General features: G+C 38.6%; 12 protein-coding genes. 5 read left to right on the top strand and 7 right to left on the bottom strand.

From position 1 onward, the window contains the following. Positions 1–37 precede the first annotated feature (37 nt). The 6 genes from DKM50_05515 to DKM50_05490 form a co-directional block, all read right to left on the bottom strand. A complete protein-coding gene (locus tag DKM50_05515) occupies positions 38–1,237 on the bottom strand; it encodes a hypothetical protein (protein ID PZM80224.1) in 1,200 nt (399 codons plus the stop codon). Beyond that, positions 1,234–3,327 carry an SAM-dependent DNA methyltransferase gene (locus DKM50_05510; protein ID PZM80223.1) on the bottom strand — a complete coding sequence of 698 codons (2,094 nt, stop codon included), beginning with the start codon at positions 3,325–3,327 and terminating at the stop codon, positions 1,234–1,236. Before DKM50_05510 ends, DKM50_05515 begins: the two co-directional genes overlap by 4 nt. Continuing rightward, positions 3,324–4,748, bottom strand: a complete 1,425-nt coding sequence (locus DKM50_05505) for a transcriptional regulator (protein PZM80222.1) — start codon at positions 4,746–4,748, stop codon at positions 3,324–3,326. The genes DKM50_05510 and DKM50_05505 overlap by 4 nt, the downstream gene beginning before the upstream one ends. Positions 4,749–4,781: 33 nt before the next feature. Continuing rightward, on the bottom strand, positions 4,782–4,967 hold the full coding sequence (locus tag DKM50_05500; GenBank protein PZM80221.1) for a hypothetical protein: 186 nt from the start codon (positions 4,965–4,967) through the stop codon (positions 4,782–4,784). After that, positions 4,964–6,463: a DNA methylase gene (locus DKM50_05495; protein ID PZM80220.1), complete on the bottom strand. Its 1,500-nt coding sequence runs from the start codon at positions 6,461–6,463 to the stop codon at positions 4,964–4,966. The genes DKM50_05500 and DKM50_05495 overlap by 4 nt, the downstream gene beginning before the upstream one ends. A gap of 334 nt (positions 6,464–6,797) precedes the next feature. After that, positions 6,798–7,913, bottom strand: a complete 1,116-nt coding sequence (locus tag DKM50_05490) for a hypothetical protein (protein ID PZM80219.1) — start codon at positions 7,911–7,913, stop codon at positions 6,798–6,800. Between the two features lie 259 nt (positions 7,914–8,172). Between DKM50_05490 and DKM50_05485 the strand changes: the two genes are divergently transcribed. Continuing rightward, positions 8,173–11,157 (top strand): hypothetical protein, encoded by a 2,985-nt coding sequence (locus tag DKM50_05485; GenBank protein ID PZM80218.1) that lies wholly within the window; start codon positions 8,173–8,175, stop codon positions 11,155–11,157. A 73-nt stretch (positions 11,158–11,230) separates the two neighbouring features. On the opposite strand, the gene DKM50_05480 is transcribed toward DKM50_05485, so the two are convergent. Further along, entirely contained in the window at positions 11,231–12,610 is a 1,380-nt protein-coding gene (locus DKM50_05480; GenBank protein PZM80217.1) for a hypothetical protein, read from the bottom strand. Positions 12,611–12,780: 170 nt separating this feature from the next. Here DKM50_05480 and DKM50_05475 point away from each other — a divergent pair, with 170 nt between their 5' ends. From DKM50_05475 to DKM50_05460, 4 genes are read left to right on the top strand one after another with little or no spacing between them, the layout of a single operon-like run. Then, complete coding sequence (locus DKM50_05475; GenBank protein PZM80216.1) at positions 12,781–13,680, top strand: hypothetical protein; 900 nt, start codon at positions 12,781–12,783, stop codon at positions 13,678–13,680. Next, positions 13,664–14,566, top strand: a complete 903-nt coding sequence (locus tag DKM50_05470) for a hypothetical protein (GenBank protein ID PZM80215.1) — start codon at positions 13,664–13,666, stop codon at positions 14,564–14,566. Before DKM50_05475 ends, DKM50_05470 begins: the two co-directional genes overlap by 17 nt. Next, positions 14,566–16,428, top strand: coding sequence for an asparagine synthase (glutamine-hydrolyzing) (gene asnB / locus DKM50_05465; protein ID PZM80214.1), 1,863 nt, complete (start codon positions 14,566–14,568; stop codon positions 16,426–16,428). The genes DKM50_05470 and asnB overlap by 1 nt, the downstream gene beginning before the upstream one ends. Beyond that, positions 16,425–19,181, top strand: a complete 2,757-nt coding sequence (locus DKM50_05460) for a hypothetical protein (protein ID PZM80213.1) — start codon at positions 16,425–16,427, stop codon at positions 19,179–19,181. The genes asnB and DKM50_05460 overlap by 4 nt, the downstream gene beginning before the upstream one ends.

The raw sequence follows: 19,181 nt of genomic DNA, 5'->3' as shown, positions 1-19,181 counted from the left end.
TTATACCTTTTTTTATATCACATTTTGTTTTTCTGGTTCAGTGTGAGGTTATCAATTTATCAGTTATTTTAATTAGTATATTTTTTGCATTTTCTTTTTTATTAAATAGAGTTGCTTTGTTCTGTAATATAGAATAAAAGGTACTTGCTATTTTTAACTGTTCATTTAAAGAAATAATGGGAATTAGAAAATTCTTAATAAGCCCAAGGTTTAATCCATTTCTACCTTCACCTGTAATCCCTCTGATTTCTTCATATTTGCTTCCTAAATAATGGAATAAATACTCTGGGAAGAGGATATCTTTTCTGCAAATTATTGCAGCAATTGACTGATTGCATGTAAGAGGAATTTTATTCATCGCAACCAATCCACGGGTTTTTCCTTGTCCGTTCATAGCAATTAGAACTGAATCCACAGGAAGCATTCTCACATTAGAATTATTAAGTCCTTTTTCAGTAATTTTTTCCTCAGTATTTTCGATATATATATTGTTAATTTCCCCAGAGCTCATCCAGTGAATACTTCCATTCCAGTATTCCGTCCTTCCCCGACTTGGTGTTCCTCCCGTTTGTATTTCACAACAATAACTTATAGGAACAATTTTTATTTGATTATTATCTCTATCGTTTTTGATAGATATGCTTATACTGCCGAAAAATTCTTTTTCTAACTGTGACTTAAGTATATCTATGGATTTAATGGCCTCATCAAGTTTTGATATTTGGGCATTTGTTTTCTCCAAAACCTCAAGAATCTCCTTCTGGCGCTCAATCGATGGGAGTAGGAATTCAAATGCAGCGAGTGATTTCCATTTTGTTCTTGGTGAGAGTGAGCCTGAAGAGGTCTTTTCTGCCCAGGCAAAAAACATATCTGACTGGACTATAAATGGCAGAAGCCCTGGAATGATTTTCCCGGGAATACATTCGATAACAATAATATCACCCGAACAAATACCTTCAAAATCAGCAACAGCGGCCTTCTTTTGATAGCAACGACGTTTCCCAAAAAGAATTTGCCCGGGCTTGAACAAACGTGTAAAGCTTGGATTAGCTTCAGCTATAATCCCTTTACGTTGAATTCTTAGAGATTGCGGGTCCAAGTGTTCAAGACCAACATAGTATTCCAGTCCATCTTCAATTGGATTCTTGGTGTTTTTATTTATGTCTCTGGCAATATCCCCAAACCTGGCAATCTGCCAGCCATCTTGCTTTTGTTTGTCGGTCAGAGATACTATCATTTTTGACCCCCAGCTTTTTTTGCAAGAGGTGTAATGTCATTTTGCCGCATCCACACGAGACCAGACATCCATTTTTCTCTTGGTATCCGTTTCTTGCTTTCATGCCAGTTGTTGAGCACTTCATCAATGATCAAATCATCTGTCGGACTTATTCCCTGATTAATAAAATCAAACCAGGCAGAATAGAGTGTAGCGACAATCTCACAGTGTTCAGTACCGTGTTTTTTAAATAGACTAATTACTCGGTCAAAAGTATCCGCTTCTTTGCTGAAATAACTAGTATAGTACCTTGCATGTTGTCCAGCTTTCTCCAAAGGTTCATACACATATCGGGTATCTACTTTTTTACTTTTATACCATTTCAGCTTTTTGATCTGGCTATCGATAGAGCGTAATGCTCGATTATCATACGGCCCGGCAACTTGACGATGATAAGTAGATCCGGTATCAACACCGCACAACTGTTCTGTCAAAAAAATCATTTTTGCAAACTTAACATGGCCAAATGTGAGCTCTTTATGTAGCCGATGAACAATCTCTGCTGCAAAAACAGATCTTTTGAAATGTATATTTGCAGTATTACTTTCAGGCTTCTTTTCTTCTTGTTTATCTTCAAGACCAAAGCCTAATTCACTTAACGCAGTAAATAGCTTTTTCGTTTGTTTTTTCAGCTCCACTCTACCGACTTGCCAAGCCTCAATAGTAGATTCAAGATCTTGTTCATCTTCTTTCGCAATATTGCGTATATAGAGTGGTATTGAGAGATTATGTAGGTTCTCCCGTATCTCAGAAATATCTACCATGCGAGCAATACCCTCATGTTTGTCCGGTTGAAAATATGCATCAACTAAATTTTCTAGATTCTGGTCATTTAAATAGCTAAACGCTCTTTCCCGGGTCACTTCTTTGATGCCGTTAATAAAAAGAATTTTCTTTCGGCGTTCCTTCGATTTATTGCGTCGCAGTACCACAACACAGGATTCCATTGGAGAATTATAGAATAGATTTGGGCCAAGTCCGATTACCGATTCTATCAGGTCAGCCTCTATTATTTGTTTACGTATTTCTGCCTCAGAATCACGAAACAATACGCCATGAGGCCAGAGCATGGCTGCCCGTCCGGTCTGCGAATTCAGACTTTTAATAATATGCTGAAAAAACGCATAATCAGCGCAACCTTGTGGCGGCACGCCAAATTCGTTGCGCTTAAAAGGATCAGAGCTAAATTTCGTGCGATCCCATTTCTTGATGGAATATGGAGGATTCGCAAATATTACCTCATAAGTTTTTAATCGATCATCTTCTAAAAATTTGGGTTCAGCTAATGTATCACCACGCTGGATATCAAACTCTTCTATGTCATGCAGAAACATATTCATTCTGGCGATTGCACTGGTTAGCAGGTTTACTTCCTGTCCATAGAGTTTAACAGTCCGCCACTCTTTCCCGTCAGATCTTAGATCCATCACAGCATTCAGTAACATGCCACCAGTGCCGCAGGTAGGATCATAGGCGCTTTCACCGGGCTTCAGTGTCATAATTCTGGTCATAAGGTGGACAACTGTCCGGTTGGTATAGAACTCCGCTGCTGTATGTCCGGAATCATCAGCAAATTTTTTGATAAGGTATTCATATGCGGCACCAAGATCATCTTGTTTTACAGCATTGATTCCCAGGGGAATTCGGCTGAAATGTTCTACCAGAGATGCCAGCAGATGATCGGGAAGCCGTTCTTTATTCGTCCACTGAGCATCTCCAAAAACCCCATACAATCGGGAATTGGTTTTCTCAATATTTCTTAGGGCTTTTTGAATAAACTCACCGATATTAGTAGTCGTTTCCCTGAGTTTTTCCCAGCGAGCTAAAGAAGGAATAACAAAGCGATGTTGTTCCGGCAATTCGGCATATTCTTTGTCGCCCTCAGAAAATGTCAGTGCAGCTTCGTATTCATCCTGGTAAACGTCTGAAAGCCTTTTATAGAAAAGCAGCGGGAAAATATACTGTTTATAATCGGAGGCATCGATCTGCCCGCGCAGATGTTCAGCTGCACCCCAGAGCATGCTTTCAAGTTGTTGTTGAGACAGGCTCATAACTGATCTTCTTTGCCAAGTATTTTTCTGATCTGCTTCCCTTTTGCGGTCAGCCTGTATTTCTGCAACCTGCTGTTCGGTTTGTCAGGAATGGTCATCTCGATACAACCCGCTTCCAGAGAAGGCAGCAAATAGGCCTTCCGAAAATGCTCGTCATGCTTTAATCCAAGTTTTTGCTGTAAATCATGCCTGGATAGCTCTCCATCCACTGCTTTTATTACGCTTTTGACTTCCGTGGTGACTTCCGTGGTGACTTCCGCGGCAAATAACGTCAGGGTCACACCTTTATACTTATCAGAAGTCCATTGCGGAGCAAGTAGTTGTCTGTCATCACAAGCTTTTCTTATCAGCATGCTACCGCGGCCAAGCTTTTCCATCATACCGCGCAGATAGAGAATGTGGGCAATGTCAGGGTTTCTTAAAATAGAAATGTGCCCCGAAGCCATAGTTTCTGGAGTTATTCCATCAGGAAAACTGCCGGAATTCCATATCTCGAGCCTATCCGGATAGATATTAACCGAAACACCACCGGAGAAATCGCTGTAATCCCTGTGAGCAAAAGCATTAACTAGTCCTTCTCTCACTGCATCTTCGGGATACAACGAATCATCCTGCCGCACAAGTGACGAACGAGCAAATCGGGAAACTGTTGGGGTATTCCTAATAATAAAAGTATAAACCTGTTCCAGTACTTCCCCTAACGGCCCTTCGAAGGATTTCATATCCTGATAAGCGTTATCAGTCTTGTCAGTCTTATATCTAGCAGCGCGGACTCGCACCTGGGGATATCGTGATGAAGGGTTCTTAGTAAACAGAACATCACCAGCATTAGTTAACCGACCATATTTGAAGACAGCTAGATCTTCCAAGACCATTACCAGGTTTTCCGGGTCACGAAACACTATAAGTCTTGTTTCAAATGTCGCATCGACAGTAGTGTGCAATTCATCACTATCAATATCGACTTCTATATCAGCATTAGAGAACCTTCGTTCCCAGCGTTCAGGCTCAACCTGACGGCGCATTATCATATCTTTTATAATATTCACTGATGCTTTTAGAGTTTTCTCCCCTTCACGGATATAAATACTATTGTTATAAGCATATGGAATATCTTTACCCCCCGGGACTTCTACAATAACAACATCTAGTCCCTGGATTTCCTGAACCTCAAGATAAACAATAGCTTTGGGAATAATCTTTGTTATGAGGTCTTTTTCCAGTTCCAATCTTACTTGTATGGCATTCTTAATACCTATAGGAACACCACCATTTTTTATTCCGCAGATCACATACCCGCCACCCGAATTCAAAAAAGAACATACGATGCGTCCTATGGCATCAGGTTTGCACATTTCTTTAAATTCAACGATCTGGTTTTCACCAAGAAGTAGTAATTTTGAAATTTCTTCTTTGTTCATCTGAACTTTTCCCTTTCAATACTATTAAGAACCTTATCTGGTGGAGAAAAGTTCTCTTCGATAAACCGTTCCGCTTCCTGATAACGAGAGAATTGTACCCTTGTGCGACATCCAGACTTCATATCCAAAGGAAGTAAGAATGGAGTAAATTCTTTCTAATAACTCTTCAATTCCATACACCGAAGAGGACACTAAAACTGTCATTTTTTTATTATTCATAACTCAAATCCTTCTCTCTCCAACAAAACTTCAAGCTCATTTTCAGCGATTTCCAGTTCGCCCAGTTTCATTTTGAAATCGCGTAAAGCTTCTTCAACAGTTATGGTCTCTTCTTCAAGAGGTTTTTGAACGTACCGGGCAATGTTAAGGTTGAAATCATTATCTTTTAATTCATTATATTCGACCCAACGACTCACACCTTCCAGTTCAAAAGCCTGTTGATGCTGTCCTTGATATATCCCATAGATTTCATCAGACTGAACTTCGCTTAAGGTGTTCTGGGCTCTGCCTTTTGTATAAATCTCTTCTGCATTGATGAATAGGACAGGAGCCTTTTTCGGGCTAACCTTACGAAGTATAAGAATACAAGCAGGAATTCCGGTACCGTAAAAAAGATTACCGGCAAGACCTATAACAGCTTCGATTGCACCGATATCCAGCAGTTTGTTTCTAATTTTAGCTTCTGCGCCTGACCTGAAAAGTACACCATGCGGGAGTACAACAGCCATTCTGCCAACAATCTCCTTCATAGATGTATACATATGCATAACCCAGGCGAAGTCACCATTTGTTTTTGGTGCCAGCCCTAAAACATGCCTATTATAAGGATCAGAACTCCAGTTATTGTATCCCCATTCTTTAAGACTGAATGGCGGATTAGCTATAACGCAATCAAATTGTTCCAGCCGGTCAGTAATCAGAAATTTAGGATCTCGCAATGTATCACCTCGGCGGATTACGAAATCCTCCATCCCATGCAGATAGAGATTCATTCGGGCAATGGCTTCTGTAGTTAGATTCTTTTCCTGGCCTTTTAATTTCAGTAGCCTGGGATCTCCGCCGTGCTCTTTAACATGATGTATGGTTTCCAGTAGCATGCCTCCGGTACCACAGGCCGGATCGCAGATCGTTTCTCCTGGTTGAGGATCAAGTATATTAACCATTAGCCTGATAATAGATCGTGGAGTATAAAACTCTCCGGCTTTTTTATTGGCTTTATCAGCAAATCGTTTAATGAGATACTCGTATGCCCGCCCCATATCATCATCTCGGACATTCTGTACTCCCAGTTTAATTCTGTTGAAGTGATTGAGCAATTGGAGCAGTAGATGGTCGGGGAGACGTTCTTTATTAGTCCATGGCGCATCACCAAAGATACCGTAAAGGCGATCATTAGTCTTCTCTATACCCAGAAAGGCAGCTTTAAGAACTTTCCCTATATCTTTTGTAGTAGCAATAACATTTTTCCAGTGGCATCCTTCCGGTACTTCTATTCGATGCTGGTCCGGAGCACGGGCAATTTCTTCATCCCCATAGAATTCAATAGCTGCTAAATATTCTTCATCATAAACATCGCAAATACGTTTAAAAAACAGAATTGGAAAGATATATGTTTTATAATCAGATGCATCAATTGGGCCTGTAATGATATGTGCTGCTTCCCAAAGCCGGCGTTCCAGGTCATCAAGCGAACATTCAGTTGAATTTTCGTTCATTTTTCTATCTGTTTCCCGTTGATTTATTACATTTCTTATATAGTAGTATAAAGAATGCAATTTGGGTAGCAATTTGCTGTATTTAAAACAATTTGGAGACGTTGCACAATCCGTATTGCGCTCATGAAAAAAACAAGTTCGCCCATTTTGATTGTTTTCTCAATAGGTTATCGATATAACCGGCACCCGGAACAGTCATGATTTCTATTATATCGGAACTTACTTTAAGTGAATTCCGGACCACCGTTTAACGCCATGAATTCTTGTCCCTCGATCTGGAACGTCACAGACTTAAGTGGGATTAACTCCCGGATGATTGGTGGCATACAAGCCTTCATCCCCGGTCCGGCTGGCTACTCAAAGCTAGCCATAGTTCATCGATTTTTGTCCGAATCTCTTGTATGCTCGCGGCAAGTTCCGATGGTTTATACTTTCTGCTATCGATCTCTAGATTTAAAGGTACATTCTCCAGAACTGCCCTTTCCAGATAACGCATATAACCGGGGATATGCTCCGGGGTTGGAAACGCGTGCGTGTCACAGGACTTGCCATTGGCAATGACCGTAAGATCTATACCGTTATTCTCATGAAAATGAAAGTTAGTTATGTATTTACCGTTTGCCCTGCACCATTCCACAATTCTATCGATAGTCACTAGCTCGGACAATTCCGATGCCTCATCAGCCGGATGTTTATAATAGAATTTGTCTCCATTTTTATGTGGAACGGATAGCATGCAGTGCCCGCTATCAACCGTAATCTGGATCCGGTTATTGGTACCTGCAAGCAGGATATCAAAATGGAAGATGAGGTAGCCAAGTTCATCAATTTTATAATTATTAATATTTGGGGGGGGCTGGTTCTCTATCCCTATGATAACAGGCCAGTTTTCCTGCTCGATCTGTTCCCCCAGCCTTCGATAAAAAACATTGGCATTTACCAAGGCATTTTTGATCTGTTCCTCATTTGAATGATCCGCTATTTTTGGAGGATGAACTGTTATGTTCACTTTTCCACCCGGATTAAAATCATTTATGGCAGCTGCATAGGCACCAAACACCTGCAACAACGCTTCATGATCTTTAGGATTAGCAGTATCGAGAACTCTTCCTTGAATATCTCGCAAAGGAAAATGAAATTGAATTTTTAATTGATGCAGGTCAAGCAATTGCTTTAGTCTGGAAAATACTTGAGGATCATACTTAAGGACATCACCCTCCCAGTAAAACAAGGCGTCCTTTCCCTTGAACTTCTCCGGTTTGATCTCTAAGCCATTAATAAATGGCAAAAATTCAGCATAATCCGCAAACTGATTAAACCCCAGGCAATGAATATAGAGAACAGCTGAAGCAGCTTTAACTACAGGTTTTAGCCTCTCAATAATAGTTATTTTATTAAGATGGCTGATATTATTAGTTTTTTCTGATAGCGCTAGTAGCTTTGTATTCATTTTTTATCTTAATTATATAGTATGGTTGCAATATTATTTTAATATATCGTTAACTGAGAAAAAATGTTGCACCGGACAAGGCTTGACTAAAACATGCAATAATTCAAATTTTTCATCGATAAAATTGGAGAGAACACTCTTAAAACTTATTAAAGAAAAATTTTATCTTCTCATAATCAAAAAATCCGGGGCAAAAAAATAGAGGATACAGTATTAAGGCGATTCACCGGATAAATATAAATAAAGAGGAAGGATTGAAGTGCAAAAGAAATTTATTAATTATGAAGATAAAAAAGTCGACAAACGCTCATTAACCGAAATAGCCAAAGAAGAAACAAAAACCATAAATTATGTTGAAAATAACATGGATAAATTAATCCGGTTGTATTACCAGCGGGTTAGTCAAAACTATGGCCTGCACTCTATTGTTTCCAGTGATGACGCAATTTTTCTTATTCCAGGATATTCAGTTAATGATCCGGACATTTATTATCCGGCTGCATCACTTCTCACCATGAATATCTATGAAGATATGCTGATCAACCAAAAAAACCTCAAAAACAACACGATCTTGTTCACTGCCGGCGGATCAGGCAGCGGAAAAACCACAGCTTTAAAAAATACCGGTGTCAATATGGCGGATTATGCGATGGTTTATGATTCTACGCTAGCTGATATTAATTTTGCTTCAGGGCTGATTGATAAGGCGCTGAAATTCGGATATAACGTGGAAATCATATTTACACAGAGAGATCCGGTCGAATCTTTTATTAACGGAGTACTACCCAGGGCAATTAAAGAAAGCAGACAAGTTTCAATCAATGCCCATTCTGGAATGCACAGCAAAGTTTTAAACAGTATTATCCAACTTGAGGACAAGTATAAGGACCAAATTAAAACCAGATATATTGATAATACTTCAACTGCCGGAATTAGCAGTGAAACATCGCTTACAGAGCTACCCAGATTTGATTATACTTTCGAACAACTGAAACAAAAAATATTACAGGAAATTACAAGACTTATAAAAGAAGGCCGAATTAGTTCGTCAGTAGCAGAAAGTATTGCACAACAAATTGCCTCAGGAAATTCTAAAAACCAGACCGAAGATATTGCGAAACAACCATCAGATTGGCTTGATCCGGATATATTAGTTTCTATGATCAGAAGTATGCCCTATGTTTTAAGCAAATCAAACAAAGTTTCCCTGCATTTAGGCAGGGGTAAAAGCAGCCAGGCTTTTTATTTTGCAACAAAATACCGTGATGTTAGTTTAGTCGACATCAACCCGGTTTCAAGTACGTTAGCTTATGAAAAAACCAGTAATAACCTTTCCTTTCAACGCAAAACTCTAAACGATACATCTCAGGAAAAACTGGACGGGATTATCAATTATTTAGCCCTGCATACAGAGTATTCTACTAATAATTATGATCCCGCAATTGTTAGAAATATTTTAGAAAACCAAGTGAGCCAGCTCAATGAAGATGGAACTCTGGTTATTAATTCTTTCGTTCAGCTTAATAATGGAAAACAAATAGTCAATCTGGAATTATCAGCGAAATCCAATAATGGCGGCTTATCAGATGCAGAGCTTCTGGTTTCTTTTTCACAGGACGCATATTCTAACTACAACCAGGAACGCAGAGGCTTTCTATTAACAGAAATTCCAACTGATCAGCCAGAAAAAAGAAGCTTTTCTCTACCGCTGAATGATGCAGTAGAATTCTTAATCAGGAAAGATGATCAAAGCTGTTGGAATACTAATTTAAAATACAAATTCACCTTCTGGACCAAAGATCAATTTGAACATGAATTAAGTAATCTAGGGTTAAGATTACTATCTTCCCTAGCTTTACCAAAGAAATCTATCACGGACAAAGCCGTAGACTGGCAAATTTTTGACAATCAAAATACCCCTATTGAGTTACCTGCGATTCAATGGACCGGAATAGCACAAAAAGTTTCAGGGAAAGCCGTTAAAATTATAGAGACTGACCAGAAACCCATAAAGACCCCTTATGTGCAGTTCCGTCATTTTCAAAACATTGAAACTTCTGCTATTTTTGATTTAGCCAGCAGGCCTGGTGGAGATATTGCAGATCTTTTGCCTTATTATTATGATAAAGCTAATAACAAAATATTTGTCATGGCAAAAAAGAATTTTCCCCGCCCCTTGATTAACACTGACGAAAGAGGCAGCAGCAGACTGAATCAATGGGTCAGCGGCGGATATATAATTGAGCCGATAAGTGTTGCTGATATCGATAGCTTTGATACAGAAAAAACAAAGCAGACATTACTGATTAGAGCAGGAATAAAACCCCAGAACATTTTAGCTATTAATCGTGGACCCACAATATACACGTCACCAGGGGGCCTTGATGAAATTGTCTATGCTAAACATATTCAAATCTCTGGGGACCAACCTGACAAAATCAATAATTATTCTGATCTGACTGAATCAGGAACCCTGGAATTTTTTGATATTCAGCAAATTTTAGAGTCCGCACAAACCGGTTCTCTGCCTGAAGCGAGATTAGAACTGAACTGTTATTTTTTACTTCGGTCTTTAGGATTAGTTCCGGAAAAATGGTTGGGCGAAAAAATAGTTTTAATTGAAGGCAAACTACAAGAAAAGACCAGTGTTAACGAGTTATTCGCAAAGGAACCAAAAACTGTATTTCAGAAAACCCAAAACTCCTCAGGTTTCCTGGAGCACATTAATGCAACATTTACAGAAGTTGATTCTGCAAACAATGAACTGGCTGAAGTTACCCGCGAATTTATTATTCCGAAACATCTTAGTACGAATACAATTGTTACTTTACCCGTAGTCCTGCATGACGGCGAGGTATTTATCGGGTTGGAAGAGCGGGACTTGCCGGCACCACAAATTAGAGAAGGCAACAGCAGAATTATTACCGCACCTGCATTTCGACTGCCAAAAAGCATAAATAGCGATTCAGCTGTAAATGCTTTTATAAAAGACAGTTTCGAAGGGACTTTTGACGTAAAGAACATTCACAGGCTTGCCGGGGAATATTATCCGAGTGTAGGTATTACTCCGGAACGCGTAACATCTTTTTTTATTGCAGGTAATGCCTTGAAAGATAATAATATCCAATGGGTTTCGCTAAAAGATACTTTTAGTAATCTGGAAAAGTTCCATGACGGACATCTGGCAATTTCTGTTATGCGATTAGTTCATGCGCTGGGACTGTGGGAAAAATATCTTAAATGAATGCGGGCCAAAAGTCCGCCTAAAGCTTGAGAAATTACCGGTTACATGGTCGGGTTATAAATGCTATTTGCAATTAAAACCGTTTGTTTCTCTGTAAAAGAATAGATTCGAAAACTTCGTTTAGTCTCTGCGCAGCTTTAAAAAGTTGAGATGAAGAAAAATATTCAGCGCGACTGAGGCGTTTACTGCCGTTCATGCTATTAAAACTATCATAGCTCCAATTACCTACCAATGGGTCATGAATAGCAATTACCGGTATCCCTGATCCGAATCGGCCTCCTGATACTAACGCTTTTTCTGCTTCTTTTGCCGTTTGGTCTCCTCCACCTAAGACCAACAAAACATCTGAAGAAGACAAAAATATATTGGATTCACTTCCCCATTCATTACCCCATACGACCATATTGTCACAATCCGCCAGCTTATATCCGATACCTTTACTACTCATAATTCCTGATCGGGATATGTTGTTCTCTTTAGCCATTTCATAATAAGCCCTCACTCCTCCGACATTTGTCATGCCGGAAACTGCTTCCATTTGAGTAAAAAATGACGGCCTTATATTATCTATTAGTCCTGAAAGTATTTGGTTATGAAGACCTAAATCTGTTTTTCTACCGGTATTACCGGCAAATCCAACCCTGATTTTATCATGGGTATTTTTTAAAAAATCATGAAGAGCAACCTGCCTGCCTTTAAACAACTGCTGACTTGGTATTAAGTTGTTTTCTACAAACTCAGCTATCTCATCAACCTTATCGGTATACCAGATACCGTTCTTAAACACCTGAAAAGCTTCGTCCTGCTCATTGCCCATCATAAGAGAAATTACGTGTTTCGATTGGTTTGTGGTTGCGACGGCTTCTGCCAGCGCCCCGGATCTGCCTCCCATCAGGACTAAAAAGTCCAAAGCTTTAGCAAAAATATTGGCATGATCTTCATATCCTTGCCCGGTGATAGCGAGATAATCCATTTTAGGAAAATTCTCAGGGATCTCGTCTTTGATCTTTAAAAGATCACTGATGCCTACCCACGGCATAACTCCTATAGATAACTTTTGTTTCTCTATCGCTTTTATGTGAGCGGCCCTGATGAAAGCCCACATTGTACCGCCATGGACAACAGCCCCGATCCTGTTTGATAAGCTGCCGATGATACGACTGACTGCCTCACTTTGTTCTTCTATCTTTTCTTTCGATGGATTAGTAGGTCCGGAAAACCCTATTTTAAGCAAATGATCCCCCACGTATATCCGTTTAAATTCCTCAAGAGTCAGGGCTCTGGAATTGATACCGAATTGATGGCTCATGAAGCGTCGTAACTGGAGGACTTCCGAATCGAGATATATGCGATGCGCAATTTTTCCTAAAATTGCTTTTACTTCCTTTACATCAAAAAATTCGTTAACGACTTTAATTTTAGAGACTTTGGCGTCAATTACTTTTTTATACATAACTAAGCCTTTCGGATATGTTGTTGATTTTTGGTTTAATAATATTTGGTTTAATAATATATCGAATACTTTATCTGGCTATTTCAAAAACTTCGACTATCCCTTGTAACTGAGATTAAGTGTATCGTGTGCAAATTGCCAATCATATAGCTTTGAATTATACTTAAAATATGAAAAAAATCTTAACCATCCTTGACAATATTGAAGAATTTATCAATAAAAGAGATTTAACAGAAATAGAAGCGGATAATATATATGTAGAACTATACGCCATGCTTGAACGCCTCCGGAATGGCAATTACAAATATACTGATTTTGTTAACCGGAATAAATACGATATCTACAGGCGGACCAGGGAATTCTTTATCTATTTCAAGTCATATTATAATCTGGCCAGCACTATCTCAAAAGTACTGGAAACGTTTGACCTTAAAAACTATCCGCATATCATTGACCTTTGTCCCGGATGGGCACCAAAACTGGAAATAGCGCTTAAGCAACTGGATTATACAGGTGAGGTTACAGTAATAGATTACAGTAACGAGGCTACTAATGAATTAACGGATTTTATACAACTATTCAAACCCGAATTCTCCGTTAACATAATTAATAAAAACATTTATGATTTACATAACACTAACGCAAGCCTTGTTGTTGCAAACCATATTATCGATGATCTATTAATTAACGAATATTGTATCCTGCATGAAAAAAACCTTGTTGATATATACACAACAGAGACTGTTTTTTTAGAGACTATACAGAGAATACCAGAGGAAATAAATATCATTGAATTCATAAAAAAAACAGTATTAACCTTAGATAAATATATATCGAATAACGGTTATCTGATTATTTCGCAATACGGATCACTGACAGACAAGAACCTGGGCATATCAAACTGGGTAAAGCTCATTACAGATGCTTTTCAACAGGTTATTCAGTCCCTAAAAGAAATTGGTTACAAAGATCATTCTCAATATCATTCGGCTGAATTAAATAAATATAAAGAGCGCTATTTTAACAGCAATAATATATTTATACTGAGGAAAAATGAAAGCACTAATTAAAGAAAACGGAATAACCGAATTAAAAAACATCAATTACCCGGTGATTGATAAAAATAAGTATGTTCTGGTGAAAATAATATTATCAGGTATCTGCCGGACCGATAGGCTTGTGGCTGAGAATGCAATTCTCACCCCTCATACAATTATCTTAGGGCATGAAAGTGTCGGAGAAGTCATACAATCATCCGGTCACGGAATAAGCACAGGCGAATTGGTCTGCATCTCCCCGATACAAAGTTGTAAGGATACCCCATGTGGAAACGTTGCTCACGACACCTGCCAAAATAGTCGATTTATGGGACTTAATTATAACGGGTCATTTACTGAATATATTGTTGTTCCCGAATCATCCGTATATCGTATACCTAAAAATATCAAGCACAAAAAAGCTATATTTTTTGAGCCGGTCGCAGCAGCATTGTCTATCTTAAACACCGGGATTCGCCCCAGGGACAATGTCCTTATCCTTGGTCACAGCAGGATAGCAATCCTTGCTCACAGAATATTGAAATATTTAGGATATAATAACTGCTTTCTTGAGACCAATCAGCTTACATCTGAATACGATTTTATAGTAGAAACGGATATTTCAAATGAGAATATATTTAAAGCCCTATTATTGCTTAAACAGCATGGCACACTCATCATTAAAAGTAAATTTCCGCAGGAGCTAGCATTACCTTTGCAAGAATTACAAAAAAAAGAGATAACGATAAAATTTGCCAATTACGGCAGCTTTGATCAGGCTTTGAAATTAATAATCGACGATAATTTTTTTATTGAAGACCTTTATGGTGAAATATTCGACCTGGCAGATTTTAACAAAGCTTTTTACAAAGATTCACTTGATCAGACAAAAAAAATTTTCTTAACCAGTATAGCCTAATGTGTGGAATCATCGGCATCAAATCAACAAACAATCGCATTAACCAGGATGACCTGAATACTGCATTAACTGCTCTAAAACACAGGGGGCCTGACGGGACCGGGATCTGGTTCCGTAATGATCAGATGGTTGCACTGGCCCATAGCAGGTTAGCTGTTATCGGATTAAATAACGGCAGACAACCGATTCCAAATGAAGACAATACAATATTTGTGACCGTGAACGGTGAGTTCTACGAACATAAGAGCATAAGAAAAAAACTTATCAATTCAGGGCATCATTTCCGCACTGATTCTGATAGCGAAATACTAGTACATCTTTATGAAGAATATGGACTGGAATCTCTCTCATATCTACGCGGTGAATTTGCTTTTATTATATATGACAAAAAAAAAGACACGCTCATTGCTGCTAGGGACAGGTTCGGGATAAAACCGCTTAATTATTATAATAATAACGGTATATACCTGGCATCAGAAGCAAAAGCGTTGTTTGCACTGGGAATAAAAAGAGAACTTGATGAAGAACAGCTTTTCCATTCTTTATGTTTTCAATACTGTTCTCCTGACAAAACACTCTTCAAGAATATTATGCAGATTGAACCGGGACATATTCTAATTTATGCGAATAATACGATAACTATAAAAAAATACTGGGACTTAGACTACCCGGACAAAAGCAATGGACTTTCTTTGCAGGATAATATGTCGATCCTAAAAAAAACGCTATTCAACTCAGTTAAGGTGAGGCTCGATTCGGACGTACCAGTCTGTACTTTATTGAGTGGAGGAATTGATTCGGCCTTAATTACTTCTATAGCAAATAATATTAGTGACCATAAAATTCCTGCGTTTACCTTATGTTTTGAGAAAGATACCTATAATGAATATCACCTGGCGAAAAAACAAGCCAGCGAGCTGGGCATCAAGTTTTATCCCGTTCATATTAGTAACCGTGACATCTTAAACAGCTTGTCCGATGCGGTTTTTTATGGTGAAGGCCTGGCGATTAACGGACATATCTCCGCAAAACACCTGCTTTTTAAAAAAGTAAGAGAGGCAGGGTTTAGCGTTGCCCTGACCGGTGAAGGCTCCGACGAACTATTCGCCGGATATCCGCATTTCAGGCAAGACCTTTGTACTGCCAGCCGGGATTTAAAGGCACTTTACTACAAGAACCAGGCTTCCCTTGGAGTACAGCTTCCCTTTGGTCAGGAACTGGACCTTGATTTTATTAAGACCAAACTTGGATTTGTTCCGGCCTTTTTAAGGGCCAAAGCTTCCATTGGCTATAAAATGCACGGATTGTTTACCCATGATTTTTGTCAGGGCAAAGAATACTCAACCATCCTTAATAAAATAATCGGATCTAAAAAGAAAAGCCTGAACGGTTCGATGATCGATAAGTCTTCGTATTTGTGGATCAAATTGACTCTGGCCAATTACATTTTGCATACACTGGGGGACGGGCAGGAGATGTCGGCTTCTATTGAGGGAAGAGTCCCGTTCCTGGACCATAATCTATGCGAAATAACAAAAACAATTCCGATAGATCAAAAGATAAATAGTATCGAAAAATACATTTTAAGGGAAGTAGCAAAAGAATATGTTATTGAAGACATAGCAACCAGACAAAAACATCCGCTCATGTCCCCTCCGGCAACGCTCTATCCAGCTGAATTCAGTGATTACGTCCTGGACACATTGTACTCATCAAACCTGAAAAACTATATTAGCTATACCAGTGTTGAGCGTCTGCTAACGCAGGTTAAAGATATGACAGAAACAGAAAAAACCGCCTATGAACCGGTACTCATGCTAATAACTACAGCGGCAATCCTTATGAACAGGTTTAATCTATGAAACGTGACAGACACATATTAAGCACCATTATTGATATCTCGCAAAAAAATCCTGACAAAACAGCTATTGCCGATGAACATAGGTTAATAAGCTATAAGGACCTCCTCAAAGAAGCTCAGGCTGTTGCGGCGACATTAAAAAATAATGGTCAAGGCCATAGTTCGATAATAGGGATAAGCCTTGATAAATCTGTTGACTATATTATCTCAATTTTAGCTATCTGGCTCGCGGATGCTGCTTTCACGCCTCTGGATAATAGCTACCCGGAAAAAAGAACTCAGCAGGTATTAGTTGAAGGGAATATCAACTTCATTATTTCTAAGGAAAACATATCTCTTTTGAAAGAAAGTGCTCCTGCGATAGCGCATCCATCCTTCAATCCAGACAATCTTGCTTACGTAATATATACCTCCGGATCAAGCGGAATTCCGAAAGGATCGTTGATAACACATCAGGGATTGCCTTATGTGATTAGTGAGCAAATCAAGTATTTTCACCTCAAGGATAGTAGTAAATGCATCTGGTATCTCAACAAAATGTTTGATGCATCTATGTCAGACATCCTGGTGTCGTTATGTTCGGGAGCAACGTTGTATATTCCGGAGAATACAGTATATCAGTCCTTGAATAATCTTTATGAGTTCTTACAATACAACGCTATTTCACTTATGGACATTCCGCCAAGCCTGTTATCTATAATGGATATGTCAAGTATGCCGGAATCATTAACAACTATTATTATAGGGGGAGAAATATGCCAGGCTCAAACAATCAGAAAATGGGCAAAAAAATATAGACTAATAAATGTTTATGGTCCAACGGAGGCCACTATCTGCACCAGTCTGTCGATATGCAGCACAGATTGGAATGCACCGTTTATCGGCAAGCCCTTGGACGGCATTACCTATCATATAAGTAACGAGGGCGAATTGATCATTTCCGGTAAAACCGTAGGAAAAGGCTATATAAACAAGTCTCTACCGGAAAATGACAGATTCATAACATTCAACGGCGAAGCCGCATACCTAACCGGTGACCTGGTCAAATATACAGGGAACAACTACACATTTTGCGCAAGAAAAGACAGGCAATTCAAAATAAACGGAAAACTGATCAACCCCGAAGAAATCGAAGCTGCTATCTCAGCAGTAACCCAAAAAAAATGTGCCGTAATAAAAAGTGAAGGACAGCTCATAGCTTTTATCGGCACGTTGGACGCTGATCTTCAAAAAAATCTAACAGGTATACTACCGGGTTGGATGATCCCCAGCAGAATAATTGAACTCAAAAATATTCCGATTACGCCATCCGGGAAAATTGACTTTTCTCAATTACATTCACACCCTGACTTAAGTGTGAAGCGCTCCGATTCTCTTCACTGCATAAAAAAAGTTTTTGAGAATATTTTAAAAAAACCTGTTAATGATGACGCTGACCTGATAAGCGAGGGGATAGACTCTTTTGGAGTAATTGAGGCAATCGTTAAGCTGGAACAGCTCGGAATATCAATCTCCCCTCAAGTAATTTATGAACAAAAGACTATCAAAAATATAGTCAATACCTTAAGCATAGTTAGTCCAAAAAGTATCGACGCAATTATTGAAGACATTCAAGTCTTAATTGCTGAAATAAAAAAGAATAATACCGCCAATAAAGCTACTCAAAACATCCTTCTTACTGGCGCAACAGGTTTTTTTGGTTCAAGGGTTTTGTATTATCTGCTTCAGAATAAAAGTTTCAATATATATTGCATAATCAGAGGCGGATCTCAGCAAAATATTATGGAAAGAGTTCTAACAACCTTTGAAAGGTATAATCTAAAATTCAAAAAAGAATATCTTAAGCGGATTCATGCAATTTCCGGTGATATCACAAAAAAACATTTCGATATGGACACAGATCGGTACAACACGCTCGCAACAAAAATCGATACAATATATCATCTGGCCGGAGAAGTTAATCTGATTAAAGATTATGATTCGTTAAAAGCTGCAAATGTTACAGGGACAAAAAACATTATAGATTTTTGTCTTAACGGCAATGAAAAGACCTTAAATTATGCATCTACCCTATCGGTGTTTGTAAACAGTGATATAAAAGAAACTACTTTAAAAGAAAATATTGATCTATGCAGTATTAACACGTTATATGGAGGCTATGCCCAATCTAAGTGGGCAGCAGAATATCTTATCAATAAGCTAATAGATCTAGGAATAAAGGTAAACATTTTTAGATACGGACTGCTGACAGGAGATAGCAGATATGGAATAGCCCCTAAAAATGACTTCCTGCAAATTTTCTTAAAATCTTCAGTCAAAACCGGAATAATACCCATCTCGGTTGGTGATATGAAAATGGATATAACCCCGGTTGATATCGCTGCTGGAATTACTGTAAAAATATGTCATAGCAACCATGAGAATACACACTTTCATATAGCCAATCCCGTAAGCCTGAATTACAATCAATTAATAGAATATCTGAGTGATTTTGGAGTAAGGTCCGTAGACTGCATCTTATGGAAAAAAACACTGCTTGAAGCAGAATCATTAAGTAACAGAATTAATATCATTAATCTATGCAGGATTTTTGATAATGATTTTTTTAATATCCATAAAGCAGCCGATCTTTTCCTGGCAACCGGTTTCACGTTTGATATGTCAAACACATTTAAGTTCGTGAGCAAAAAAGCTATAATAAAACCTGATAGAAACCTGATACATCTATACATCAAGGAAGCAATGAAAGTCTGA

It is taken from the genome of Candidatus Margulisiibacteriota bacterium (assembly GCA_003242895.1).
In the GTDB taxonomy this organism is placed as follows: domain Bacteria; phylum Margulisbacteria; class Riflemargulisbacteria; order GWF2-39-127; family GWF2-39-127; genus GWF2-39-127.
This window is presented reverse-complemented; position numbering and strand designations above follow the sequence as displayed.